The organism is Flavobacterium sp. 21.1 (assembly GCF_057801535.1).
This window is the reverse complement of sequence record NZ_JBYNXA010000002.1, coordinates 612,322-637,611: the sequence shown is the minus strand read 5'-3', so window position 1 is coordinate 637,611 and position 25,290 is coordinate 612,322. Positions and strand designations below refer to the sequence as shown.

23 protein-coding genes, 1 tRNA gene and 1 other RNA gene are annotated in these 25,290 nt (G+C 38.5%); 13 read left to right on the top strand and 12 right to left on the bottom strand.

The annotated features are described in order from the left end of the window. Nucleotides 1–146: 146 nt before the first annotated feature. The 4 genes from AC3E9U_RS06190 to rny all read left to right on the top strand — a co-directional run bounded on the left by AC3E9U_RS06190 (nt 147) and on the right by rny (nt 2,509). Nucleotides 147–437 (top strand): hypothetical protein, encoded by a 291-nt coding sequence (locus AC3E9U_RS06190; protein ID WP_488746030.1) that lies wholly within the window; start codon nt 147–149, stop codon nt 435–437. Nucleotides 438–443: 6 nt separating this feature from the next. Further along, on the top strand, nt 444–737 hold the full coding sequence (locus tag AC3E9U_RS06185) for a cell division protein ZapA (protein ID WP_488746029.1): 294 nt from the start codon (nt 444–446) through the stop codon (nt 735–737). A 53-nt stretch (nt 738–790) separates the two neighbouring features. Beyond that, nucleotides 791–896, top strand: a non-coding RNA gene (gene ssrS / locus AC3E9U_RS06180) — 6S RNA. 50 nt (nt 897–946) lie between these two features. Then, nucleotides 947–2,509: a ribonuclease Y gene (gene rny, locus AC3E9U_RS06175; protein ID WP_488746028.1), complete on the top strand. Its 1,563-nt coding sequence runs from the start codon at nt 947–949 to the stop codon at nt 2,507–2,509. Between the two features lie 117 nt (nt 2,510–2,626). Here the strand turns inward: rny and AC3E9U_RS06170 are convergent, their stop codons facing one another. The 6 genes from AC3E9U_RS06170 to AC3E9U_RS06145 form a co-directional block, all read right to left on the bottom strand. After that, on the bottom strand, nt 2,627–3,526 hold the full coding sequence (locus tag AC3E9U_RS06170; protein WP_488746027.1) for a site-specific tyrosine recombinase: 900 nt from the start codon (nt 3,524–3,526) through the stop codon (nt 2,627–2,629). A 61-nt stretch (nt 3,527–3,587) separates the two neighbouring features. Further along, nucleotides 3,588–4,148, bottom strand: coding sequence for a porin family protein (locus AC3E9U_RS06165; protein WP_488746026.1), 561 nt, complete (start codon nt 4,146–4,148; stop codon nt 3,588–3,590). An 89-nt stretch (nt 4,149–4,237) separates the two neighbouring features. Then, entirely contained in the window at nt 4,238–4,870 is a 633-nt protein-coding gene (locus AC3E9U_RS06160) for an outer membrane beta-barrel protein (protein ID WP_488746025.1), read from the bottom strand. 135 nt (nt 4,871–5,005) lie between these two features. After that, entirely contained in the window at nt 5,006–5,557 is a 552-nt protein-coding gene (locus AC3E9U_RS06155; protein WP_488746024.1) for an outer membrane beta-barrel protein, read from the bottom strand. 141 nt (nt 5,558–5,698) lie between these two features. Further along, complete coding sequence (locus AC3E9U_RS06150; RefSeq protein WP_488746023.1) at nt 5,699–6,238, bottom strand: porin family protein; 540 nt, start codon at nt 6,236–6,238, stop codon at nt 5,699–5,701. Between the two features lie 143 nt (nt 6,239–6,381). Continuing rightward, the gene (locus AC3E9U_RS06145; protein ID WP_488746022.1) at nt 6,382–6,942 is read right to left on the bottom strand and encodes a porin family protein; all 561 of its coding nucleotides are present in this window, start codon (nt 6,940–6,942) and stop codon (nt 6,382–6,384) included. Between the two features lie 340 nt (nt 6,943–7,282). Here AC3E9U_RS06145 and aroQ point away from each other — a divergent pair, with 340 nt between their 5' ends. Together aroQ and AC3E9U_RS06135 are read left to right on the top strand one after the other, a co-directional pair. Next, entirely contained in the window at nt 7,283–7,696 is a 414-nt protein-coding gene (gene aroQ, locus AC3E9U_RS06140; protein WP_488746021.1) for a type II 3-dehydroquinate dehydratase, read from the top strand. A 51-nt stretch (nt 7,697–7,747) separates the two neighbouring features. Next, entirely contained in the window at nt 7,748–10,234 is a 2,487-nt protein-coding gene (locus AC3E9U_RS06135; protein ID WP_488746020.1) for a DUF5686 and carboxypeptidase regulatory-like domain-containing protein, read from the top strand. A 70-nt stretch (nt 10,235–10,304) separates the two neighbouring features. Here the strand turns inward: AC3E9U_RS06135 and AC3E9U_RS06130 are convergent, their stop codons facing one another. The 4 genes from AC3E9U_RS06130 to AC3E9U_RS06115 all read right to left on the bottom strand — a co-directional run bounded on the left by AC3E9U_RS06130 (nt 10,305) and on the right by AC3E9U_RS06115 (nt 13,461). Beyond that, the gene (locus AC3E9U_RS06130; protein ID WP_488746019.1) at nt 10,305–11,075 is read right to left on the bottom strand and encodes a sulfite exporter TauE/SafE family protein; all 771 of its coding nucleotides are present in this window, start codon (nt 11,073–11,075) and stop codon (nt 10,305–10,307) included. 64 nt (nt 11,076–11,139) lie between these two features. Next, on the bottom strand, nt 11,140–12,450 hold the full coding sequence (gene murA, locus AC3E9U_RS06125) for a UDP-N-acetylglucosamine 1-carboxyvinyltransferase (protein ID WP_488746018.1): 1,311 nt from the start codon (nt 12,448–12,450) through the stop codon (nt 11,140–11,142). A 14-nt stretch (nt 12,451–12,464) separates the two neighbouring features. Further along, on the bottom strand, nt 12,465–13,166 hold the full coding sequence (locus tag AC3E9U_RS06120; protein ID WP_488746017.1) for a DUF4290 domain-containing protein: 702 nt from the start codon (nt 13,164–13,166) through the stop codon (nt 12,465–12,467). A 10-nt stretch (nt 13,167–13,176) separates the two neighbouring features. Further along, nucleotides 13,177–13,461: a DUF493 family protein gene (locus AC3E9U_RS06115; RefSeq protein ID WP_488746016.1), complete on the bottom strand. Its 285-nt coding sequence runs from the start codon at nt 13,459–13,461 to the stop codon at nt 13,177–13,179. Between the two features lie 149 nt (nt 13,462–13,610). Between AC3E9U_RS06115 and AC3E9U_RS06110 the strand changes: the two genes are divergently transcribed. From AC3E9U_RS06110 to AC3E9U_RS06090, 5 genes are all read left to right on the top strand, one after another. Continuing rightward, nucleotides 13,611–14,150: an AAA family ATPase gene (locus AC3E9U_RS06110; protein WP_488746015.1), complete on the top strand. Its 540-nt coding sequence runs from the start codon at nt 13,611–13,613 to the stop codon at nt 14,148–14,150. A gap of 32 nt (nt 14,151–14,182) precedes the next feature. Beyond that, entirely contained in the window at nt 14,183–16,072 is a 1,890-nt protein-coding gene (locus AC3E9U_RS06105) for a RecQ family ATP-dependent DNA helicase (protein ID WP_488746014.1), read from the top strand. Continuing rightward, nucleotides 16,072–17,019, top strand: a complete 948-nt coding sequence (gene fmt, locus AC3E9U_RS06100; protein WP_488746013.1) for a methionyl-tRNA formyltransferase — start codon at nt 16,072–16,074, stop codon at nt 17,017–17,019. Before AC3E9U_RS06105 ends, fmt begins: the two co-directional genes overlap by 1 nt. Before the next feature lie 185 nt (nt 17,020–17,204). Further along, nucleotides 17,205–17,483 carry an HU family DNA-binding protein gene (locus tag AC3E9U_RS06095; RefSeq protein WP_023573687.1) on the top strand — a complete coding sequence of 93 codons (279 nt, stop codon included), beginning with the start codon at nt 17,205–17,207 and terminating at the stop codon, nt 17,481–17,483. A gap of 113 nt (nt 17,484–17,596) precedes the next feature. Next, nucleotides 17,597–18,157 carry a YqgE/AlgH family protein gene (locus AC3E9U_RS06090; protein WP_488746012.1) on the top strand — a complete coding sequence of 187 codons (561 nt, stop codon included), beginning with the start codon at nt 17,597–17,599 and terminating at the stop codon, nt 18,155–18,157. Here AC3E9U_RS06090 and AC3E9U_RS06085 read toward each other — a convergent pair. Together AC3E9U_RS06085 and AC3E9U_RS06080 are read right to left on the bottom strand one after the other, a co-directional pair. Next, nucleotides 18,154–18,993 (bottom strand): aminotransferase class IV, encoded by an 840-nt coding sequence (locus tag AC3E9U_RS06085; protein WP_488746011.1) that lies wholly within the window; start codon nt 18,991–18,993, stop codon nt 18,154–18,156. The two genes, AC3E9U_RS06090 and AC3E9U_RS06085, sit on opposite strands and share 4 nt — an antisense overlap. 50 nt (nt 18,994–19,043) lie before the next feature. After that, entirely contained in the window at nt 19,044–19,436 is a 393-nt protein-coding gene (locus AC3E9U_RS06080; protein WP_488746010.1) for an START-like domain-containing protein, read from the bottom strand. 161 nt (nt 19,437–19,597) lie between these two features. Between AC3E9U_RS06080 and AC3E9U_RS06075 the strand changes: the two genes are divergently transcribed. After that, nucleotides 19,598–19,671, top strand: a tRNA-Met gene (locus AC3E9U_RS06075). Between the two features lie 416 nt (nt 19,672–20,087). Beyond that, the gene (locus AC3E9U_RS06070; protein WP_488746009.1) at nt 20,088–25,049 is read left to right on the top strand and encodes a DUF8693 domain-containing protein; all 4,962 of its coding nucleotides are present in this window, start codon (nt 20,088–20,090) and stop codon (nt 25,047–25,049) included. Nucleotides 25,050–25,290: the final 241 nt, after the last annotated feature.

The window sequence follows — 25,290 nt, the reverse complement described above, 5'->3', positions numbered from 1 at the left end:
GAACCGTGATCAAAATTCACATAACTGGCTACACAACAAATTATTAGCAAAAGAGCTAAAACATTTTTTAAAAATTAAACAATTTTATTGTTATATATCAAATGGAATACTAACTTTGTGAAATCGTGTAATGAAACAGATCGATAATGAATGGATTAAACGAAATCATTGATTCTCTCGAAATTAAATTCTCTAAAATGGCCCTGAAGCTGGAAAATTTGGAGAAAACAAATCAGGAATTACGAAATGATTTAATGAAATCCTCAAACATTATCAATAAGCAATCTGAGGAAATTATGGCCCTGAAAAGCCAATACGAAACCCTCAAAATGGCAAATTCATTACTAGGCAGTGACGATAACAAAAGAGAGACGAAACTCAAAATAAATTCATTAATTCGCGAAATCGATTATTGTATAGCACAACTTTCTGATTAATAAAGAATGAGTGAAAAGCTTAAAATAAAAATATCAATTGCAGACCGTGTATACCCCTTAACGGTGGATTATTCGCAGGAAGAAGGTTTACGAACCGCTTCGAAAAAAATTGATAGTATGATTAAGCAATTCGAAGAAAACTATGCAGTGAGAGACAAACAGGACGTGCTCGCCATGTGCGCACTCCAATTTGCTTCGCAGGTGGAACAAAAGCAGATTGACAAATCAACCGATTTTGAAAAGGCTTTTGAGCGCTTAAAAAACATTGATGAAAAGATGAGTGCAATTCTTTCAAAATAAATACGTTCTTTACATAAACTAAGATACTGCCTACATTAGTACCTATTTGATAAACTCAACACTAACAAATTCAAATGAGTGAATCTTCGTTTCTAAAGCAAACTGCCGCGAGCAGGTCCTTGAACAGCGAGTTAACTCAAAACTTGTCCTTACGAGTTTATGCAATACCCCTAATGTAGGCTTTTTTTATATATAATTTTAACACACTTATGAACACATTAATCATAATCATTGGCTGTCTTGCCGGAATCGGAATCGGCTTTGCGATTGCGAAATATTTAGAAAAAACTAATGTTTCCAATTTGATCAAAAACGCTAAAAAAGAAGCTGCATCGATTTTAAAAGACGCTAAGGTTGAGGCAGAATCCCTCAAAAAAGATAAATTGCTTCAGGCAAAAGAAAAGTTCCTTGAATTAAAATCGGAGCACGAAAAAGAAATTTTAGCCAAAGACAAAAAAATTGCAGAAGCCGAAAAAAGAACCCGTGATAAAGAATCACAGGTTTCCAATGAATTAGCTAAAACCAAAAAACTAAACGACGAAGCCGATTCAAAAATAAACGACTACAGCAACCGTTTAGAGCATCTTGATAAAAAACAACAGGAAATCGACCGTCTTCACAAGAGTCAGGTAGAACAACTGGAAACCATTTCCGGCCTTTCTGCTGAAGACGCTAAAAACCAATTGGTGGAAAGTTTAAGAGCCGAAGCAAAAACAAATGCTATGGCGCACATTCAGGAAACTATTGAAGAAGCGAAACTTACCGCACAACAGGAAGCTAAAAAAATCATCATCAATACAATTCAGCGCGTAGGAACAGAAGAAGCCGTGGAAAACTGCGTTTCTGTTTTCAACATTGAATCGGACGATGTTAAAGGGCGAATCATTGGTCGTGAAGGCCGTAATATCCGTGCTTTAGAGGCAGCAACAGGTGTAGAGATTATTGTTGACGATACTCCGGAAGCAATTATCCTTTCTTGTTTCGATCCGGTACGTCGTGAAATTGCACGTTTGGCATTACACAAATTGGTTACTGACGGACGTATTCACCCGGCACGTATCGAAGAAGTGGTTGCTAAAACAGCAAAACAGATTGACGACGAAATCATTGAAGTTGGTAAGCGTACGGTTATCGATTTAGGAATCCACGGATTACACCCTGAGTTGATCAAGATCGTTGGTCGTATGAAATACCGTTCTTCTTACGGACAAAACTTATTGCAGCACTCGAGAGAAGTTGCAAAACTTTGCGGTATCATGGCAGCGGAATTAGGCTTGAACGTGAAATTAGCGAAAAGAGCCGGTTTACTTCACGATATCGGAAAAGTTCCTGACACAGAAAGTGAATTGCCTCACGCGATTTTAGGTATGCAATGGGCTGAAAAATATGGTGAAAAAGAAGAAGTATGCAATGCGATTGGTGCTCACCATGATGAAATCGAAATGAAATCATTGATTTCCCCGATTATTCAGGTGTGTGATGCAATTTCAGGAGCACGTCCGGGAGCAAGACGCCAGGTATTGGATTCTTACATCCAACGTCTGAAAGACCTTGAAGACATCGCTTACGGATTCAATGGCGTTAAAAACGCTTATGCTATCCAAGCAGGTCGTGAACTACGTGTAATCGTAGAGAGCGAAAAAGTAAGCGACGAAATGGCCGGTAATTTATCTTTTGATATTTCACAGAAAATCCAAACGGAAATGACGTATCCGGGTCAGGTTAAGATTACAGTAATCCGCGAAACCAGAGCAGTAAATATTGCGAAATAACAGCAGTTAGCAAAAATAAAAAACGTGATTGATTAAATTCAATCACGTTTTTTTATTATAAATTATTTGGAATCATCTGATATTACATTCTCTCTCCTTCCTTCTGCTATCTGCCTGTTATTTTCTAGGGTGATACGAATTCAAAACTTCAGACAGGAACCTTCGGTCCAAATGCATGTAAACCTCGGTTGTCGTAATCGACTCATGCCCTAACATCATCTGAATAGAACGCAGATCGGCACCATTTTCCAAAAGATGCGTCGCAAAGGAATGCCGGAAGGTGTGCGGACTGACAGACTTCCTTAAATTGATTCTAACGGCCAAATCTTTTATGATGGTAAAAACCATCGCACGGGTCAACTGTCGGCCTCTACGGTTAAGAAAAAGGGTGTCTTCGTGGCCTTTCTGCACAGAAAGATGGGACCGAACCAAATCCCTGTACATCAAAATGTATTTTTGGGTTGAGGAACCGATAGGCACAAAACGCTGCTTGTTTCCTTTACCTGTAATTTTTATAAATCCTTCCTCGAAAAACAGATCGGATATTTTCAAGCTTACCAATTCCGAAACCCTCAAACCGCAACTATACAACGTTTCCAACATCGCCCTATTGCGCTCTCCTTCGTCTTTGGACAAATCAATCGCACCAATCATGATATCAATCTCTTCAACTGACAACGTATCAGGTAATTTACGTCCGGTCTTAGGCACTTCTATCAATTCAAGCGGCGTGGTATTGCGATAGCCTTCAAAAATCAGGTAATTAAAAAAACTTTTAAGGCCGGAAATAATTCGGGACTGGCTTCTCGCATTCAGGCTTCCTGAAATGGCGTAAATAAAAAGCTGAATCTGTTCTTCCGCAATATCAACCGGTGAAAACTTCAATTTCTTTTGTTCCAAAAACAGCATCAGCTTCTCGACATCTAAAACATAGTTGGTTATGGTGTTTTCAGACAAACCCCGCTCCAGTTTGAGGTAGGTTTTGTACTCCGATAAATAAGACGACCATTGTTTCATAGGTCTAAAATAAAAAAAATCCCGAAGCTATTCAGGATTTTATATGGTATTGGACACTATTTTAGAAACTATAAGCCAGTCCCAACTGAACCGTCATACTTTTCACATCAGCAACATCCGATTTAACAATATCCGTAGTTCCAATATTCACACGTCCATTGGCACGGAACTTATCAGCGAAACTAACGCCGAGCCCCGCAGCAATCGCAAGATCCATATCTTCAAGACTGTCCTTGTAATCCACCGAGCCCTGTTTGGCATTCATTAAAAAACCAAACTGTGGACCCGCTTCAAGATAAACCAGGTTAAAAATGTACAATTTAGCCAAAACCGGCACATTAAGGTAATCCAATTTAAGACTTTCCACTGAATGCCCTTCAAAATCATCAAAAGCAGTTCCTTGCGTCGAATAGACCAGTTCCGGCTGAATCGCCAATAGTTTTAAAATTTTAAATTCAGCGAAAAGGCCTGCATTAAACCCTGCTAACGATTTAGTGTTTTCAATATCACCGGTTAACGAGGAGATGTTCAAACCTGCTTTAGGCCCCCAATTAAATCTTTGTGCCTGAAGAGAAGCACCAAAAAACACGAGAAATAATCCTAAAAAAAGTACATTTTTCATATAGTTTGCTTTACGAGTTTATCAAATATAAAAAAATACAGACAAAAAAACCCGCTTGAAAGCGGGTTTTTTATTTTTATAATAGATCATTAAAATTTGTACAATAATCCAAATTGAGCCTGATCAAAAGGGTTGTTGAACAAGTTAACATTCATTTCGAATGAATTTCTGGAACTTCCGTTTTCAGGATTTTCATTATTATAGGAGATCAAATTCGCAACAACGAACACAGCTGCAAATCTAGGAGTAATAAAATAATTTATACCTAAATCAACATTCGCCTTAATTCCATTCGTTGTATCATCGGTATCAGGAATAGGGTCAACATAATCATTCTCAACTTTAGTTGAACTAAACCCTAAACCTACTTCACCATAAGCAACAAAACGCTTACTGTTTAATTCCAGGAAATTATATCTGGCAAACGCTCCGATCCCCCAACTAGTCGCTTTCATATCAGGATCTAACGCACCTATACGGTCTTGTTTAGAAGACCCTAAATCCAAATCACCCCCAATCGAAATCTGATCCGTAATCATGTAACCAAATTTAGGATTGAAAGAGAAAGAGCTCGAATCGTCGTCTGAGCTAACCTTAAGCGAGCCTTCGACATACATATTACCTTTTGTAAAACCATAAGCAGCTTCGCTCTTTGCCTCCTCTTGCGCATTAGCAAATCCAAATGCAAATACGGCAGCCACAGTTAGAATAATTCTTTTCATAAATTTTGTTTTAAAATTAGTACTATAAATTTACCCATATAACAATGACAAAGAATGTCTTAAAAACATGAGATATCAACAACTTTGTTAACAAAAAAACTCGCATTTCGGGGTTTTAACTAACCATTTATCAGCTTAGAATCTATATCCTAAACCAAGTTGAAAACCTGTATTAGAAATATCCAATGCATCAACATTACTAATATTAGACAAGCCTAAATTATACCTCGCATCAAACAGTAAACCGTTGGCCAATTCATATCCGGCGCCGAAACCGAATCCGAAATCAAACGAAGTAATAATTTCCTCAAATAAATCGTCCTGAGTACCCGCTTTAACAGCGAACTCCGGACCTGCCTGAACATTAAGACCTTCGGTAATGTAATATTTACCCATAACCGGAATCCTAAAATAGCTGATTCCTGCATCAAAATCATCATGGTCAGCCCCTTCTGCAGAATACAGCACCTCCGCCTGAACGTGAAACTTCTCAGCGATCGTGAAATCAGCCAAACCTCCAACATAAAAGCCCGTCTTTGTATGCGTATCAAGATCACCCGCTAAGTTCGTGAACTGGACTCCACCTTTAACACCCAATTTAATCGGTGTTGGTGACGTTCCTTTCTCCTGAGCATTCGCAAATCCAAACGCAAATACCGCGGCAACCGTTAAAATAATATTTTTCATAAGTTTCGTTTTAAAATTAGCTTAATAAAGCTATCCAATATTAAAGCGAAAAATAAAACTCGGAAAAACAAAATATCAACAACCTTATTGACAAAAAAAAAGCCCCGCATTACAGGGCTTTTACTAACCATTTATTAAAGTTTAGAATCTATATCCCACACCGATTTGAAAACCAGTGTTATTGAAATCAAAACCATCAATATCACTGATATTGGATAAACCGCCATTGTATCGAGCATCAAACATTAAACCGCTAGGCAATTCATAACCGGCACCAATACCTATACCGAAGTCTGTCCCTGTAGTCGCATCGTCAATATCATCGTCAGCTCCGACTTTAAACGCAATTTCAGGACCTGCCTGAATATTAAGTCCTTGCATAATATAATATTTAGCCATAACAGGAATTCTCAAATAGGCAATTCCCAAATCATCATCAGCCCCCTCTCCAGAAAACAATAATTCCGGCTGAACATGGAATTTCTCAGAAACAGTAATATCCCCTAAACCACCGATATAAAATCCTGTTTTTGTATCAGTGTCAGCATCCCCGCCAAAGTTTGTGAACTGAACACCACCTTTTACACCAAATTTGATCGCGTCTGATGATCCGCCTTTCTTCTGCGCTTGAGCAAATCCAAATGCAAATACTGCAGCAACCGTTAAAATAATACGTTTCATAAGTTTTGTTTTAAAATTAGCATTATAAAACTATTCATAATCATGATTAAAAATCAAAATCTAAAATAGTAGATATCAACAACCTTATCGACAAAAAAAAGCCCCGCAATGCGAGGCTTTATTTATAACAATCTTATTAAAGATTAGAATCTGTAACCAAGACCGATTTGGAAACCAGTGTTTTTCAAATCACCGTCTGTGTAGTCAGCAATGTTAGATAAACCTAAGTTATATCTAGCGTCAAACATTAAACCGTTAGCCATTTCGTAACCAGCTCCTAAACCTAAACCGAAGTCTACTGATTTTGTCAAGTCATCAACGATATCCTCAGCAGTAGCGATTTTGAAAGCTACTTCTGGACCTGCTTGTACATTGAATCCGTTAGCTACGTAATATTTAGCCATTACCGGAACTCTCAAGTAAGTGATTCCTAAATCTAAACCATCTGTATCTGCACCCTCCATAGAGAACAATAATTCCGGCTGAACGTGGAATTTCTCAGAAACTGTAAAATCTGCTAAACCTCCAACATAAAATCCAGTTTTTCCGTCTACGTCATCAGCGTCGTCACCAGTGAAGTTTGTGAAGTTAGCTCCCGCTTTAACACCAAATTTGATTGAAGAATCAGATCCTGCTGCCTTGTCTTGTGCATTAGCAAATCCGAAAGCGAATACAGCTGCTAATGTTAAAATTACTTTTTTCATGATTAGTTTAAAATTTTAAAAATTTACCTGACAAATCTATAAAAAATCCAATCCGATAAAATTTCAAATTAAAAAAACAGGAAAAAAAATAATAAAAATTAACAGCCAAAAACCTATATGATTGATTATCAAATAAATACATGAGATATGTTTTTTGTTAAATTTTCATAATAAATTGAATTTTGTTATTTTTTACATAAGTTTTAACTTACAAAAAAATATTGTTCATACTTTTCTATAACGGTAACAGTAAAAAAACGCACACTTATGTGCTATTTTTTAGGTTTTCAAAAAAGCACAACCAAGCCTTTTTATTACATTTACCAAAAACAAATCCTGTATGAAAATTATCATAATCAACGGACCAAATCTAAATCTATTAGGCAAACGCGAACCTGAAATCTACGGTAACGAAACTTTTGAAGATTATTTTTTTCTGCTCAAGAATAAATACACTACAGTTGAATTGCAATATTTCCAAAGCAACATCGAAGGAGAACTAATCGGGAAAATTCAGGAAGTCGGCTTCAGCTATGACGGTATAATCCTTAATGCTGCCGCCTATACCCATACTTCCATAGGAATTGCTGATGCTGTAAAAGCTATTTCAACTCCGGTAGTAGAGGTTCACATATCAAATACGTTTTCCAGAGAATCGTTCCGTCATGCTTCTTACATTTCACCGAATGCAAAAGGTGTTATTATCGGCTTCGGATTAAAAAGCTATGAACTTGCCCTTAAATCTTTTTTATAACCCATACAACCAAACGGCTTGCTTTGTCGTCTTTTAAACAAAACTTAATCCATGATCCGACAATTTTATCTGATTGCCTTATTATTTCTATCTGCCACAGTATTTGCTCAAATAAAAGGAAAAGTTACCGATAAACTAGGACAACCCGTCCCCTACACCACCATAATTATTGAAAACACCTATAATGGCACTTCCGCCAATGAAAATGGTTTATTCGAACTCATTGTGAAAGAAACGGGAAAATACACCGTTATTTTTCAGTCTTTGGGCTATAAAACAAAAAAAGTTGCTGCCGATATTAAGACATTTCCGCATACCATGGATGTGGTTCTGGAAGATGAAAATTACACACTATCTGAAGTGATAGTAAATCCAAAAAAAGAAGATCCCGCTTATCAAATTATTAGGAACGCTATTAAAAACAGAAAAATAAATTCCAATAAAACTGATAAATTCGAAGCCGACTTCTATTCCCGCGGAATATTCCGAGCCAAAAACGTTCCGAAAAAATTCATGGGGATGGAAATTGGAGATTTCGATGGCGCTTTAGATTCCACCGGAACCGGAATTCTATATTTGTCCGAAACAGTCTCTAAAATTGCATTTGAAAAACCCAATAAAATAAAAGAAGAAATCATTGCTTCTAAAGTCAGCGGTAACGACAATGGTTTCAGTTTCAATACAGCGCAAGGAACTAACTACGATTTCTACGCCAATTATGTCGACATGGGCATCAACATGGTTTCCCCTATTGCTGATAATGCGATGTCTTATTACAAATACAAACTGGAAAGTATTTTCACCGACAACCACAATCAACTGATCAACAAAATTAAGGTAATTGCAAAACGCGATAAAGAACCGGTTTTCGAAGGTTACATTTACATCGTAGAAGATACGTGGGCCATCTATGCTATCGATTTAAACAGCAAAGGCTATCGAATGCAACAGCCGATCTTAGAAAACATTGGTCTTACGCAGAATTTCAATTACAATCCAAATACCAGAATCTGGGCAAAAAACCAGCAGACCATCGATTTTAAAGCTTCCATTTTCGGAATGGGTTTTACAGGGAAGTTCACGCATATTTTCAGCAATTATGTTTTCAAAGATCAGTTTGAAAAGAAAACATTCACCAATGAGATTGCCAAAATCGTAAAAGACGCTAACAAAAAAGACACTATTTACTGGAATGAAAAACGACCGGTTCCGTTAACAGACGAAGAAATCAGCGATTATCATAAAAAAGACAGCATACAGACCATCCGTAAATCGCAGGTCTATATGGATTCTCTCGACCGAAAAGGAAATAAATTCAAATTCCTGAAGCTATTCACCGGTTATACTTATAAAGACAGTTATCACAGCTGGTCGGCGTCCTATAAAGGCGTTTTGGATGTAACTTCACTTGGATTCAATACCGTTCAGGGCTGGAATCTGGATTCCGGATTTTCATTCACCAAACGCAATGAAGAAAAAGGAACTTACACCAATATCAATTCCACTTTCAATTACGGCTTTGCGGAAGATCGCCTGCGCGTAAACGGAAGCCTCTACCACCGTTTTAACACCACAAATTATGCAGTTGTGTCGGCATCGGGAGGAAGCAGCATCAACCAATTCAATCCTGCCAATCCGATTTCTAACTTAATCAATACGGTCAGCACCTTATTCTTCAAGGACAACTACGCCAAATATTATAATAAGGAGTTTATCAAATTAGGCTATAGTCAGAATGTCCTTAACGGAATTACAGCAAGCGGAAGTTTGGAATATTCGGCCAGAAAACCGCTTTTTAACAATACCGATTATGTACTGATCAAAAATGATCATGATTACACATCGAACAATCCGCTTTTGCCGTACGACAATACCACTCCGGCCATTGTAAAACACAATCTGGTAAAAGCTAATGTTGGCACACGAATCCGTTTTGGAAACAAATATGTTACACGTCCGGACGGCAAGATCAACATTCCTAACAATGATTATCCGACATTGTCGATCGGTTATGAAAAAGGATTTGCCGGAAGCGAAGAGATTTACAATTATGATTTCCTGTCAGCGATGGTTGACTACGACAAAACCTTTGGCAATAAAGGGGATTTCGCCGTTCGTCTGAAAGCCGGACAGTTTTTTAATGCCGAAACCATTTCCTTTGTGGATTACAAGCATTTTAACGGGAATCAGACGCATGTCGGGACAGCAGACCGATACCTGAACGTTTTTAACCTGCTTCCTTATTATGCGGCCAGTACAAACGATGCTTATTTTGAAACCCATATGGAACACAACGAAAAAGGGTTCATCATGAACAAAATCCCACTTCTGAACAAACTGCAGTGGAATCTGGTTGTAGGTTTCCATATGCTGAACATTCCGAATTTTAAACCGTATCAGGAATATACGGTAGGATTTGACAATATGGGCTTTGGAAAGTTCCGTTTCTTCCGATTTGATTATGTACGGGCTTATCAAAACGGTTTCCAAACCGATGGCGTTGTCTTTGGTCTGAAGTTCCTGAACATTCTGAACTAAGACCAAAAGAAACCATAAAAACAAAAGCGCATCTTTGACCGGATGCGCTTTTTTATTTTCAACTTTGATATTAGCTATTCCAAAAGACATCATACCCAAAACGGATCAGTGTCCCGATAACAACCACTAAAAAGAAACCGCGAATAAATCCGTTTCCTTTGCTGATAGCTAATTTAGCACCCATAAAGCCTCCCAGCGCATTGCAAACCGCCATAGGAATCGCAATGGTCCAAAGAATTCTTCCCTTCAAAACAAAGAGACAGATCGAACCGAAATTGGTCGCCAGATTAACCATTTTTGCATTCGCGGAAGCATGAAGAAAATCAAATCCCAATATGGAAACAAATGCCACCACAAAGAAACTACCCGTTCCCGGCCCTATAAAACCATCGTAGAATCCGACGGTCACACTAATGATCACAGCATAAATTATCTGAGTTTTAACTGATAAAAGCTTTTCCTGATGCTGTCCGAAATTTTTCTTTATAAACGTATAAACCGCCAGTAATGTCAGCACCACCAGCAATAAAGGTTTCATGAAATCATTACTGACATGCGTTAACAAAGTAGACCCGGCAAAAGCCGAAGCAAAAGCAATCAGCGACATAAGCATCAACAGCCTCCAGTTCATTGTTACTTTCTTAAGGTATTGGTAGGCTGCAAAACTGGTTCCGCTGAAGGCCGGAATTTTTAAAGAACCGATAATATTGGCCACCGGAACATTAGGCATTAAAATCAAGGCTACCGGCGTCTGAATCAAACCGCCGCCGCCAACAATTGCATCCACAAAACCGGCCGCAAACGAAGCCAGGCAAAGAAATAGTATAATTTGAATTTCCATGATAAAAAGAAAAAGCCGAATTCAAAACGAATTCAGCTCTTATATAATTAATGATACAGCATAATTACGCTCGAACGATATTTGCACCTAAAGCTCTTAAACGTTCATCGATTCTTTCGTAACCTCGGTCAATCTGTTCAATATTTTGGATCGTACTCGTTCCTTTAGCGGAAAGAGCTGCAATCAACAGTGAAATTCCGGCACGGATATCCGGGGAACTCATCGTGGTCGCTTTTAGTTGTGATTTAAAATCATGTCCCATAACCACGGCTCTGTGCGGATCGCACAACATGATTTTTGCTCCCATGTCAATTAATTTATCCACGAAGAACAAACGGCTTTCAAACATTTTCTGATGGATCAGCACATCACCTTTTGCCTGTGTCGCTACTACCAGAATAATACTTAATAAATCAGGAGTAAAGCCTGGCCAAGGAGCATCCGCAATGGTTAAAATGGAACCATCAATATCGGTTTTTACTTCATATCCGTGAATATGTGCTGGAATGTAAATATCATCTCCCTGTCTTTCCAACGTAATTCCAAGCTTTCTGAAAACATTCGGAATTACGCCAAGATTATCATAACTAACATTTTTAATTGTAATCTCACTTCGCGTCATAGCTGCCAAACCAATCCAAGAACCGATTTCGATCATGTCCGGAAGAATTCTGTGCTCACATCCGCCAAGACTTTCAACGCCTTCGATAGTCAGCAAGTTCGAACCTACCCCGGTAATCTTAGCTCCCATTGAGTTCAGCATTTTACACAACTGCTGTAAATAAGGTTCGCAGGCAGCATTGTAAATTGTAGTGGTTCCTTCAGCCAATACAGCTGCCATAACAATATTCGCCGTTCCCGTTACCGATGCTTCATCTAAAAGCATATAGGTTCCCTGTAATTTGCCATCGATTTCAACGCCGTAAAAGTGATCGGCTCTTTCGTATCTGAATTTCGCGCCAAGGTTAATGAACCCTTCAAAATGGGTATCCAAACGACGGCGTCCGATTTTATCTCCACCCGGTTTTGGAATATATCCTTTTCCGAAGCGAGCCAAAAGTGGCCCTACGATCATAATCGAACCACGAAGCGCGCCGCCTTCTTTTTTAAACGCTTCTGTTTCAAGATATTTGATATTCACTTCATCCGCCTGGAATGTATAATCTCCGGCTCCGTTTTTCTGAATCTTAACACCCAAATTACCTAAAAGCGTAATTAGTTTGTTAACATCAATAATATCAGGAATGTTTGTTATTCTTACTTTTTCTGAAGTCAATAAAACCGGACATAAAACCTGTAGTGCCTCATTTTTGGCACCCTGCGGATGAACGTCCCCTTTTAATTGTATTCCTCCTTCTATCTTAAATGTTCCCATGGCGTTTTCGAAAATTATTTTCTGTTGCTATTCTTATTGTTATTTCTCGGATTGAAATTCTTTCCGGTATTATTCCCTTTTCCTTTCGGATTGTTGAACTGTGTTTTATTCGACATTTTTTTGTTCACACGCATCAGATCAGTTGTATTGGAAAGTTCTTCATCTGTTTTCAACAAATTGATCTTTCCTCCCGATAATTCATACAAATGTTCGAAAATAACATCATCTTTCACGGTGTCTTTATTCCAGCTCAGATAACATTTTTTCATATGATTTGCGATAACGCGGATCAATGTGTTTTTCAGCTCGCTTTCCTCCCACTTATTGGCGACATCAATCATGTATTTGATATTGTTTCCGTAAAAACGATATTTCGGGAAGTTCTGCGGATAGTTTAATTTCTCCGGTTTCTGATGCAACACTTCTTTATTTGGAATCGGATACGGTGAATCCACATCCAATTTAAAATCGGACATGATAAAAATCTGATCCCAAAGTTTGTGCTGAAAATCGGGCACATCACGTAAGTGCGGATTTAACCCTCCCATCACCGAAATGATATATCTGGCAGCTTTGTTGCGTTCTTCCCGATCTTCTATCAGGGTAGCCTGATCGATCAGTTTCTGTAAATGACGGCCATATTCCGGAATGATCAGGTGCGGACGTTCCGCATTGTATTCCAAAAAATGAACGGCTTGTTCTGGTGTAAATTGCATTGCTTGTTTTTTATAAAGAAATAATTCCTTCAACTGCAGTCAGCTCCAGGTATTTATCAATAACACTCTGGGCACTTTTCATGGTAACGTTTATCGAAACACTGGTGTATTTTCCGGTTTTGGACTGATGTGTTTCAATCACCGCACCCATACCGTCGAATGAAGTTTCAATGATCTGAATCTTTTCAACATCCGTAGGAACTATAAATTTAAACAAATATTCTGAAGGCCATATTGTTGAGTTAATTAATTCTTCCTTAAGCCTATGGTAAAATTCTTCGGTCTTTTTATCCATCTTTCAATCAATAATAAAAGCAAATATACATTAGAGTTATGAAATATGTATGATGATTTCTGAGTTTTTACCTCTAAAAACAACAACAAAGCCAAAAAGAATTATCCGATTCAACTAAAAAATGTAAATTTGCCCCTTATTTCGAAAAAGTGACCAAACAAATAATATTAATTATCGGCGGACCAGGATCGGGAAAAACCACTGTTATAGAGGGATTAACCGAAAGAGGACATATATGCTATCCGGAAGTTTCCCGGGAAGTCATACATGAAGCACGCAAGCAGGGAATCGAGCAATTGTTCCTTGAAAAGCCACTTTTATTCAGCGAATTATTATTGGAAGGCAGAAAAAGACAATTCAACAGCGCTGCTCAGGAAGAAAGAAACCTTGTTTTTATAGACAGGGGCATTCCGGATGTTTTAGCCTACATGCATTATATTGGCGATGCCTATCCCTCTTTTTTTGACCAGGCTTGTCGCGAGCACAGGTACTCTCACATTTTCATCCTTCCGCCTTGGGAAGAGATCTACACAAGTGACGAAGAACGTTACGAAACTTATGAGCAGGCCGTTCTGATTCACAAACACCTTATCGAAACTTACGAAAAATATGGGTACTCACTTATTGAGGTCCCAAAAGACTCGTTGGAAAACCGAATTAATTTTATCCTTGAAAATCTTCCGAAATAAGCTATATTCGTAACGAAATTAGGTTTTTCAATTTGGAAGCGCTACAAATTCTCAAAAAATACTGGAATCACGATACGTTCCGTCAACCGCAGGAAGCAATTATCCAATCGGTTCTGGAAGGTAAAGATACTTTTGCGTTACTTCCGACCGGGGGCGGAAAATCCGTTTGTTTTCAGGTGCCGGCCATGATGAAACCAGGAATCTGCTTAGTTATTTCTCCGCTGATTGCTTTGATGAAAGACCAGGTTCAGAATCTGCAGAAAAGAAACATTAAGGCCATTGCCCTGACCGGCGGAATTTCTTCGGACGAAACCATTGATCTGCTGGACAATTGCCAGTTCGGAAATTACAAATTCCTTTATCTGTCTCCGGAACGACTGCAGTCCGACTGGATTTTGGAACGTATTAAAGGTTTGCCGATCAATTTAATTGCCATAGACGAAGCGCATTGTGTCTCGCAATGGGGACATGATTTCCGACCGGCTTATCTCAAAATTTCAAAACTTAAAGAATACTTTCCGAAAGTTCCTTTTTTGGCTTTGACTGCTTCAGCGACACAAAGAGTTCAAGATGATATTTGTCTGCAATTAGGTTTAGTAAATCCTGCGTTGTTTAAAAAATCATTTGCGAGAGAAAATATAGCCTATATGGTTTTTGAAACCGAAGACAAACTCTTCCGGGTCCAACAGATACTTACAAAAAACCCTGACCCTTCCATTATTTATGTCCGCAACCGAAAAGCATGCCACGATGTTTCGTCGCAGGTGGAAGCCATGGGTTTCAAAAGTACTTTTTATCATGGCGGACTGACGCAGAAGGAAAAAGAAAAAAACATGCAGTCCTGGCTCATGGAAGATGTTCAGGTCATGGTCGCGACAAATGCCTTTGGAATGGGAATTGATAAACCCAATGTACGTACCGTAATCCACGTGCAACTGCCGGAAAACCTTGAAAATTACTATCAGGAAGCCGGTCGCGCAGGACGAAACGGAGTGAAAGCTTTTGCGGTTTTATTATTAGCTCCTTCTGACATCCAATCCACAGAAAGTCAATTTCTTTCTATGTTGCCGGACAAAACCTTTTTAAAAGAAGTCTACATCAAACTGAACAATTATTTTCAGATTGGCTATGGGGAAGGCATCAACGAAACATTCTCATTCAATCTGAACCATTTTTGTCAACAATATAAATTCCCTGTCCTGAAAACGTTCAACTCGATGCAGTTTTTGGACAATCAGGGCATCATTTCGCTTTCCAAAGAATTTTCAGAAAAAATCAACGTGAGATTTTTATTGGACAGCCGTGAGATTATCCGTTACATCAGTTTAAATCCCGCGGACGAGCCTGTGATTACTGCAATTTTACGGAATTACAGCGGCGTATACGAAATCGAAACCACTATCAACACCAATCTGATTGCACGAAAATCAGGAACTTCGGAAGAAAATGTGACCCAAGTATTGAAGCGGATGCATCAGAAGGAAGTCTGTTTATTCCACAGTCAGTCCAATGACAGTCAACTCACCTTCAACGAAGTGCGGGAAGACGAGCGAACCATCAACCGGATTTCGAAGTTCCTCGAACAGCAGAACGAAATTAAAACGAAACAATTTGAATCGGTAATCGGCTACGTATCCGACAAAAAGCAATGCAAAAGCCGATTACTGTTGAACTATTTCGGAGAAACAGAGACGAAAGACTGTGGCATTTGTTCGTTTTGCATCACTCAGCAAAAAACAGAAAGGAGTCCGCTTGAAATTGCACAAAGCATCATCACTTTGCTTCAAAATTCGCCTTTATCCTCAAGAGAAATTGAAAATTCACTGGATTTAACCTCTGAGGAAACTATCTTTGCACTTCAGCTTTTGTTGGAAAACAACAAAGTAAAAATCAATAATCAAAACCAATACATTAGTTTATAATGGAAAAGTTACGCATTGTTTTTATGGGAACTCCCGAGTTTGCCGTAGGAATCCTTGACACTATATATAACAACAACTATGAAATCGTTGGCGTGATTACCGCAGCAGACAAACCGGCAGGACGCGGACAAAAGATCAAATATTCGGCTGTAAAAGAATATGCTTTGGAGCACAACCTTCCTTTATTACAGCCTACCAATTTAAAAGATGAAACATTCCTGGAAGAATTACGAAGCCTTAACGCCAATCTTCAGGTTGTGGTTGCTTTCCGAATGTTGCCGGAAGCAGTTTGGCGCATGCCTAAGTTCGGAACCTTTAATCTTCATGCTTCCTTATTACCGGAATATAGAGGTGCGGCACCAATCAACTGGGCAATCATCAACGGAGAGACCAAAACAGGAGTTACGACTTTTTTCATTGACGACAAAATAGACACTGGGGCTATGATCCTTAGTGATGAAGTTATGATTGGTGAAAACGAATCGGCCGGCGAATTGCATGATCGTCTGATGGTTTTGGGAAGCGGAACCATTTTGAAAACTTTGAAACTTATTGAACAAGGCAATGTAACAACCACCGTTCAGCCGACCAACGAAGACATCAAGACCGCTTACAAACTGAATAAGGAGAATTGTAAAATTGATTTCAGTAAAGACGGAAGTGAAATTCATAATCTGATACGCGGACTTAGTCCGTATCCTGCAGCCTGGTGCTTTATTAAAGACAGCAATCAGGAATGGAATGTAAAAATCTATGAAACCGATTTTGAGAAAGAAGCACATCAGCTGGCGTCGGGCAAACTTCTTTCCACTAAAAAAGAATTGAAAATTGCGGTGAAGGGTGGTTACCTTATTATTCGCAGTTTGCAGTTTCCGGGAAAGAAAAGAATGCAAACTCATGAACTTTTGAACGGAATATCTTTCACTGAAAATGCTATGGCGCTGTAACCCCCATAAACACTAACACTCCCGAAATTTCGAAAAAAACAAGTTAGTTTATTAACAATCAGCTTGAGTTATCAACATTTTAAGAAAAAAACTTGCAAAAAACTGAAAAACACTTGCGTAATCCGGAAATTCATATAAATTTGTAGGACAATAATTAATTAATCAATCCATTAATAACTATTCTTATGAACAAATCAGAATTAATCGATGCAATTGCTGCTGACGCAGGTATCACTAAGGCAGCCGCTAAATTGGCTTTAGAATCTTTCTTGAACAACGTAGAAGGAACTTTAACAAAAGGTGGAAGAGTATCATTAGTAGGTTTCGGATCTTGGTCAGTATCTAAAAGAGCTGCAAGAGAAGGAAGAAACCCTCAGACTGGAAAAACTATCAAAATTGCTGCTAAAAACGTAGTAAAATTCAAAGCTGGAGCTGAGTTAGAAGGTTCTTTAAACAAAAAATAGTTTTCCCGCTAAAAAATACAGCCCCGATTAAATCGGGGCTTTTTACTTTTAAACGATTTTATTTTGCTGAGATGGGTATTTTTTTCTAATTTTAAGTATAAACTCGCAGGAAGATGATATCAGTTAAGCCAAAAAAAGGAAATTTGCTTGTAGCAGAACCTTCAATTATCGGAGATTTATCATTTAACAGATCCGTGGTCCTACTTGCCGACCACAATACAGAGGGATCTGTTGGGTTCATATTGAACAAGCCCTTACAGTATACCATCCATGATCTAATTCCTGAAATTAATGCCAATTTCAAAATTTACAATGGCGGACCTGTAGAACAAGACAACTTGTATTTTATCCACAACATCCCCGAACTGATCCCAAACAGCATTGAAATTTCAAACGGCATCTATTGGGGAGGCGATTTCGAACACACGAAAAACTTAATTAACGAAGGAAAAATCAAAAGAACCAACATTCGCTTCTTTCTGGGATATACCGGATGGGAATCCCACCAATTGGAAGACGAATTAGAAGAAAACTCCTGGATCGTATCTAAAAACAGTTATCAAAACAAAATTATAGGAAAATCAGCTACTCACTTCTGGAAAGAAAAAATCATGGAACAGGGCGGCGACTACCTCATTTGGTCCAACGCACCTGAAAATCCGATTTTAAACTAACCCAATCGCACCTGGGCATTCAGCCTCTTCAACAATTCAACCGCAAATTCAATTTTATATTCTTTTTTTCGGTATTTGGTTATCGGCCGAATACCCTTGATTACATTGGTCAGAAATAATTCATCTGCCTTTTGCAAATCGAAAGGTGAAATCGATCTTTCAACAACTTGCAAACCTTCTATTTTCTTAGCAATTGCCAGAACTTGTTTACGCATTACGCCGTTTAGACAGCCATCTAAAACCGGAGGTGTGATCAACTCATCCCCTATCAGCATAAATAAGTTACTTTGAAGCGCTTCTACCACATTCTTTTCATCATTCATCAAAAGACAGTTTTCATAACCGTTCTCATGCGCAAAAATGCTCCCGGTGATCTGAACCAACCGGTTATTGCTTTTAATCGTAGACAATAATTGCTTGGTGATGTAAAAATCCTTGAATAACTCCACTTCATAACTGCCCTCTGCAAATGAATACAACGTCTCAGCCAACGGCTCTGCGGTAACCATAAATTCCACGTCGTTGGATGTCGGCAGATAAAATCCGCCCGATTTACGAAAAACAGAAAACCGCACCCGGAAGGAATGCGAATCCCCCATTTGACGAGTCAAACTAAGAATTTGTTCCTCGAAATGCTCCATGGTAAAATTCATCGGGATTTCCATTCGGACAATTCGCATGGACGCCATCAGTCTAAAATAGTGATCTTCAAGAAATAACACTTTTCCTTCCAATACCTTAATTGTCTCAAACACAGAATCCCCGTAAAGAAAACCTCTGTTTTGCTGCAATGCAATTCCCGAATTATCCACTAATGAACCGTTATAATTTACCATAAAAAAGCCCCGATTAAATCGGGGCAAATATAGGTTATAAAAATGATTTTTTAAACGGATCCTATAACATGTTTCAAATCGGAAATCTGATTCTCCCAAAGCATTTTAGCTTCCGAAAGATCGCGTTCCTCCGCAAAATCAACAATCATTAGAGACACATCTTTCGTGATTTCATCCTCAAGGATTCGTAATTCAAAATAATAATCTCCGTCCTTATTATCCTCGTCAATCCAGCGAAACTTGACTTTTTCACCGGTTTTCTTAGAAGCAAGGCGTGCTTTTTCCTCTGAATCGTTCCAGATAAATGTAAAATACTCTCCACGAGAATTTACGTTATCTGCAAACCATTCCGATAGTCCAGAAGGTGTTGAGATGTACTGATATAGTAATTGGGGCGATGACATGATGGGGAACTCTAATTCGTATCTTATTTTACCTTCCATATTATATTAAATTTGCTGAAATATATAGCATTTACATTAATAAAAAAAAGAAAAAATTGAAAAAAGAAAAAAAATATTTTTTTTAAGAAATATATTTGGAAGCTATAATTTTAGTCTTATATTTGCACCCGCATTCAGCAAGGATGTTAAACCGAAAAAATGGCGAGGTAGCTCAGTCGGTTAGAGCGCAGGATTCATAACCCTGAGGTCACGGGTTCAACTCCCGTCTTCGCTACGAAAAAGCAAACCCTAACTAATCAAACAGTTAGGGTTTTTTTATTGCTTTCAGATTATAAATCCAATCACACCTCACGTGAGAAAACTGAATAATCACTCTCCTTGACTATTCACTTAAGACTTTCACAATTCTTCTGAATTAAATTTTCCTGAAACCAACAGCTTAACCAAGCTTTTCTAGTAGCCCCCAAGAGACATAACACTAACTTCCATCGCTTTTTACTAACCACTTACATTTGAAAAACAGAAGCATTACTGAACAATAGGTAATATAAAAAAAATAAAGCAAAACTTACAACTTGTGCACAAAATTTATTTTTATGTTATTAATCTGTAATACTATTCATTCATAATAAATTGTACACCTTTTATTACTAACTTCACCATAGCTCTAATTCAAACCTCCAAAGACCTATGGATAAAAAAACTACTCCAGTATTTAAAAATCTGTTTATATTACTGATTTTTAACATTCTAAATCATTTTTCAACTCAAGCACAGACCCTTATTGCTTATCAGGGTTTTGATACCACCCCCCAAGATGTCTGGGGCTATACCAATACTTTAAATACCGGCGCCATCGCAACGAACACTACCGCATTTGTATCATCTCCAAATTCTCTGAGAATTGTAGGGTCTAATGATGTGGGCACAGGAGTCGCTAACAATGATCCTTTTGTATCATTTAACAATGTGAACATCTCAACTTACGCCAACAATTTCATAAGCGTATACTTTTCTTCTAACGGAACGCCGGACGATGGGGATGATCTCTACCTTGACGTTTCCTATAACAACGGAGTCAGCTATGCAACATCAATAAAATTGGTAGACGGAAAAAACAACGCCGCACCGGATACGTTACCCTACACACATGCGGCAATTACCGGAACATCTGTTGGTTCTCCGTTCATTTTTAATATTCCCAACGGAAATACGCAGGTCAAAATAAGAATCCGATTTGATGAACTTGATAATGATCGTAATACCAGCGACAACTATTTTATAGATAACATCAGCTTACACGGCACTCCGATGGGCAATTTCATTACCCTTACCGGATTAGGCAACAATGCTGTAGCGCATAACTCCGCCGCATCAATAACTAACGGAACAATTTTTGGGCAGACACAAGTCGCATCAGCACCTATCGTAAGGAACTTTACCATCAAAAATATAGGATTCAATGATATTAATCTAACCGGAACCCCTCTTGTAAACATCATCGGAAGCAGTGATTTTTCGGTTACAATATTACCCGCAACTCCTATTACGACTTTAAATTCAACCCCATTCCAAATCACGTTTAATCCGAGTTCAACCGGAACAAAATCTGCCCAGGTATCCATTGCAAGCAATGATGCAGATGAAAACCCTTATATCTTCAACATTAAGGGCGAAGGAATACAGACCTTCTACGACAGTGATAACGACGGCATTTACGACAATGTAGATATTGACGACGATAACGACGGTATCAGAGACAGCATTGAAGAAAACAATTGCAATGCAGCCAACGGTCCAAAAGTAAACTACAAATTCCTGAATGAAACTTTCGGATCCGGAACAAGAACCACAATAAACACAACATACAATGCAATAACTACCTACTGTTACGAAGACGGTTCTACCGGAGGAGCCAACACTACCGATTGCCCGGATTTAAGCACTCCGGATCTAAATGATGGAAAATACACGGTAGGTCCATCCGCACAAATAGCATCATGGGCATCACAGTATTGGCACATGGGAGGTGATCATACCGGAAACGCAAATGGAAGAATGGCAATTTTCAATGCATCCTATACTCCCGGAATATTCTATACCGCAACTATTACAGGAGCTTTACCAAACATACCCATTACTTATAGTTTTTGGGTATTAAACTTAGACAGAACGGATGCCCCTGGAATAGCTACGCGACTAAGACCTAATGTTAGGGTTGAGTTCCGCGACGTGAACGACAATTTGATTACTTTTATAGAAACAGGCGACATCCCTCCTACCACCGCTGGTAACCTTGCAGGCAGCTGGTACAATTTTACTTCAAATTTAAATCTTAACGTAAGCGCCTTTAAAGTTATTTTCATCAATAACGAAACCGGAGGAACCGGTAATGATTTAGCACTTGACGACATTATTATCTCTCAGACCTTATGTGATTTGGATAGTGATGGTGTAGCTGATGTGTTTGATCTTGATGCTGATAATGATGGCATTGAAGACGTTATTGAAGTTGGTCTGGGGAATTTAAGCAATGGAAAAGGCAAAATTGATACCGCGTGGGTTGATGCCAATGCCAACGGATTACATGACAGCGCTGAAGCATTAACTTTAATAGACACGGATGGAGATGGAGCTCCAAACTACGTGGATTTAGACAGTGATAACGATTCTCTTTTCGATGTTGACGAATCAGGAGCAGGCAACATCCATGCTTCTCCCGGATATGTAAACGGAGACGGAGACATTAATGGTGACGGCGTTGGTGACGGCCCTGAATCGGAAACTTTCAGAAACAAAGACACTAATGGTGATGGCACTACAGAAGGTTTTGGCGACGGAATTTTAGATATTTATGATTATAATGCAAATGCATATGGTAATCTTGACCAAGGCAGTACTGTAGCTCCGTTCCTTAATTATGTTCTGGATACTGATGGTGACGGAATTCCAAATTATCTGGATACCAAATCCAACGGAACCAATTTCGACATTTCACTGGGACTTTATTCAAACCTTGACGGAAACAACAACGGCGTTATTGACGGAAATACCGATGCAGATCACGACGGAATCCTAGATGCTTTCGATACAAATACCATCAAATTCGGGTCTCCCAGAAATCTGGAACGAAAACTGTTTGTGGATTTTGACGGAAGAAACGATTACGCGACCGATAGTAATGTAATCAACGCATGGCCAAATGCGACCTTAATGGCCTGGATCAACATCAATAATTTATTTTCGAATGAAGGTGTTATCGTGGGACAAAATAAATTCCTGCTGAGCATTGACAGTTCAAAAAGACTTCAGGTAACGGCTAACGGCACTACCTTAAACTATAATTCCCCATTAAATAATTCACAATGGATTCATACGGCAGCTGTTTTTGACAGCACAAACGGACTGCTTAAATTATATGTCAACGGAGCAATGGTTTCCAGCACAAGTGTAACCGGAGGCATTTCTGCAGACACCTCACTTCTGACCATAGGAAAAAACCCGGCTGCATCTGACAAGTTTTTCAAAGGAAAGATAGATGAAGTGCGACTGTTCAACACAGCTTTAACCGATTCTCAATTGCAAAAAATTGTTTATCAGGAAATCGAAAATAATTCCGGCCAGGTAAGAGGAGTAATAATCCCTAAAAATGTTCCTTCGCTTCCGTGGGCAAACCTTATTCGTTATTACAAAATGGACAATTACAAAGATGATGTAATTGACAATCACACTACTGCTACTGTTGATACTGCTCCCGGAGCGAGAATCTACAATGTAAAAACAATTAAAGTGCAGGAAGCACCAATGCCTTTTTTGACAGAACAGACGGGTAACTTTGCCACAGCTTCCAATTCGGTTTCAAAACAAATCAGAGGCATGGATGTAAACGACTACGATTGGTCTATTATTAATATCAGACACAACATCACATCTAACTCCAACAACATAGATTTAGGAATGATAGTTGACGCAGGTACAACGATTACAATGACCAACGATACTAAACTTCAAAACGACTGGTATTTGAAACTTGACGGTAATATCGATTTGCAAGGCCGCTCACAATTACTTCAAACCACAGACAGTGATTTAGACGTTTCCAGTATCGGCAGTTTAGAAAGAGATCAACAGGGAACCGGCAACTTATATAACTATAACTACTGGTCTTCACCCGTTAGTACGGAAACAAGCATATCCTCAAACAATACCGGCTTTACTGTAAAACGAGTATTATCCGACGGTACAAATCCATTATCTCCGCAGCATATATCTTGGGTTGGAGGTTATGACGGCACTGCAAACCCAATACAACTGGCAAGGTTCTGGCTTTATAAATTCACTAACCTTAGCCAGGTCTATGCTAACTGGCAGCAAATAACTGAAAATACTATACTTCAAACCGGACAGGGTTTCACAATGAAAGGAAGCGGAATTGCAGTTGCACCAAGTGTTAACGTACAAAATTATATCTTTAACGGAAAGCCGAATAACGGTTTGATAAATCATATCGGAATCCAGGTAGCAGCAAACTTCCAAAACTTAATCGGAAACCCATATCCATCCGCTTTAGATGCTAATGAGTTTATAACAGACAATTTATCAGGGACTACAGGTACATTGTATTTTTGGGAACACTACCCTTCCAACAACACCCACAATCTGACTGGTTACCAGGGTGGATATGCCGCACTGAATTTAGTAGGCGGAACCGTTCCTGTTTCACCTGCCGGAATAAGCGGATTGGGTTCCAGTACAAGAATCCCTGGACGTTTCATCCCCATTGCACAAGGGTTCTTCGTTAAAGGGAATGCGACTGGCGGACAAATAACTTACAAAAACAGTCAGAGAAAATTCATTAAAGAAGATGATGCGAACTCAAACATAATGTTCAGAAACGGTAATTCAAATCCAAATAATACCGACGCCAATTCTGACAACAGCAATGACTCTACCCTAAATAACAGTTTCCCTAAAATAAGACTCGGTTTTAATGGAACAACAAACTTACATCGTCAATTGTTACTTGGTTTTATGGATGAAAATGCAGATGAGGATTTCAATTTAGGATATGACGCTGAGATGATAGACATCCAGTCAAATGACGTGTATTTCCAATTACAGGATAAAAAGCTTCAAATTCAGGGCGTAGGTCATTTTTATGCCACTGCAATTTATCCGATAACAATAAAAACGGATACTCCCGGAACTGTAAAATTTATGATAGACGGACTTGAGAACTTTGACAGCAACCAACCAATCTATATTTATGATGATCTGACAGGCAAACATCACAACATAAGAAATAACGCTTTTGAATTAGAAGTTCCGGCAGGTGAAATTATTTCGAGATTTTCGCTTCGTTTTCAGAATAACAATTTGATTGTAAAAAATGCTGCGGATACAAATTCAATAAGTATCTTCTACAACGCTAATACAGAGGAAATCCTAATAAATAATTTAGACGAAAAAGATACTGTTACCGAAGCAACCCTATTCTCCATTCATGGCCAGAAATTGAAAACCATAAGTATTGAGAAGGAAAACCAGACACAAATCAAAATTCCTAAATCAAATCTGAGCGCAGGAATATACATCATGCAATTGAAGATGTCAAATTCAAAAATTTATAGTCAAAAAATTAGTATCAGATAACTAAAGGCCCCGATTCTATCGGGGTTTTTCATACAAACCAATCACGATAATCATTAAAACTAACTTGTTTGCCGAAAGACAATCAACACATTGATTTACAGTCCGTTAATCGTGAGTACTTCCCTATTCATCGAAAACATCTTACTAATATTATTGAAATAAAAACAATTAAGTAAATTTATTCAATATTCCAAAAACAAGGCCTTTTCAAGGGTAAAACATGTTTTTTGGAGCAAAAATC

What these genes read in the sequence shown, in the direction of transcription:
- fmt (WP_488746013.1), top strand. Translation starts at nt 16,072, where the DNA reads ATGGAAAAGTTACGCATTGTTTTTATGGGAACTCCCGAGTTTGCCGTA.
- AC3E9U_RS06160 (WP_488746025.1), bottom strand. Translation starts at nt 4,870, where the DNA reads ATGAAAAGAATTATTCTAACTGTGGCTGCCGTATTTGCATTTGGATTT.
- AC3E9U_RS06150 (WP_488746023.1), bottom strand. Translation starts at nt 6,238, where the DNA reads ATGAAACGTATTATTTTAACGGTTGCTGCAGTATTTGCATTTGGATTT.
- AC3E9U_RS06190 (WP_488746030.1), top strand. Translation starts at nt 147, where the DNA reads ATGAATGGATTAAACGAAATCATTGATTCTCTCGAAATTAAATTCTCT.
- AC3E9U_RS06090 (WP_488746012.1), top strand. Translation starts at nt 17,597, where the DNA reads ATGATATCAGTTAAGCCAAAAAAAGGAAATTTGCTTGTAGCAGAACCT.
- AC3E9U_RS06085 (WP_488746011.1), bottom strand. Translation starts at nt 18,993, where the DNA reads ATGGTAAATTATAACGGTTCATTAGTGGATAATTCGGGAATTGCATTG.
- AC3E9U_RS06145 (WP_488746022.1), bottom strand. Translation starts at nt 6,942, where the DNA reads ATGAAAAAAGTAATTTTAACATTAGCAGCTGTATTCGCTTTCGGATTT.
- aroQ (WP_488746021.1), top strand. Translation starts at nt 7,283, where the DNA reads ATGAAAATTATCATAATCAACGGACCAAATCTAAATCTATTAGGCAAA.
- AC3E9U_RS06170 (WP_488746027.1), bottom strand. Translation starts at nt 3,526, where the DNA reads ATGAAACAATGGTCGTCTTATTTATCGGAGTACAAAACCTACCTCAAA.
- AC3E9U_RS06135 (WP_488746020.1), top strand. Translation starts at nt 7,748, where the DNA reads ATGATCCGACAATTTTATCTGATTGCCTTATTATTTCTATCTGCCACA.
- AC3E9U_RS06165 (WP_488746026.1), bottom strand. Translation starts at nt 4,148, where the DNA reads ATGAAAAATGTACTTTTTTTAGGATTATTTCTCGTGTTTTTTGGTGCT.
- AC3E9U_RS06155 (WP_488746024.1), bottom strand. Translation starts at nt 5,557, where the DNA reads ATGAAAAATATTATTTTAACGGTTGCCGCGGTATTTGCGTTTGGATTT.
- AC3E9U_RS06130 (WP_488746019.1), bottom strand. Translation starts at nt 11,075, where the DNA reads ATGGAAATTCAAATTATACTATTTCTTTGCCTGGCTTCGTTTGCGGCC.
- rny (WP_488746028.1), top strand. Translation starts at nt 947, where the DNA reads ATGAACACATTAATCATAATCATTGGCTGTCTTGCCGGAATCGGAATC.
- AC3E9U_RS06120 (WP_488746017.1), bottom strand. Translation starts at nt 13,166, where the DNA reads ATGCAATTTACACCAGAACAAGCCGTTCATTTTTTGGAATACAATGCG.
- AC3E9U_RS06095 (WP_023573687.1), top strand. Translation starts at nt 17,205, where the DNA reads ATGAACAAATCAGAATTAATCGATGCAATTGCTGCTGACGCAGGTATC.
- AC3E9U_RS06070 (WP_488746009.1), top strand. Translation starts at nt 20,088, where the DNA reads ATGGATAAAAAAACTACTCCAGTATTTAAAAATCTGTTTATATTACTG.
- murA (WP_488746018.1), bottom strand. Translation starts at nt 12,450, where the DNA reads ATGGGAACATTTAAGATAGAAGGAGGAATACAATTAAAAGGGGACGTT.
- AC3E9U_RS06185 (WP_488746029.1), top strand. Translation starts at nt 444, where the DNA reads ATGAGTGAAAAGCTTAAAATAAAAATATCAATTGCAGACCGTGTATAC.
- AC3E9U_RS06115 (WP_488746016.1), bottom strand. Translation starts at nt 13,461, where the DNA reads ATGGATAAAAAGACCGAAGAATTTTACCATAGGCTTAAGGAAGAATTA.
- AC3E9U_RS06080 (WP_488746010.1), bottom strand. Translation starts at nt 19,436, where the DNA reads ATGGAAGGTAAAATAAGATACGAATTAGAGTTCCCCATCATGTCATCG.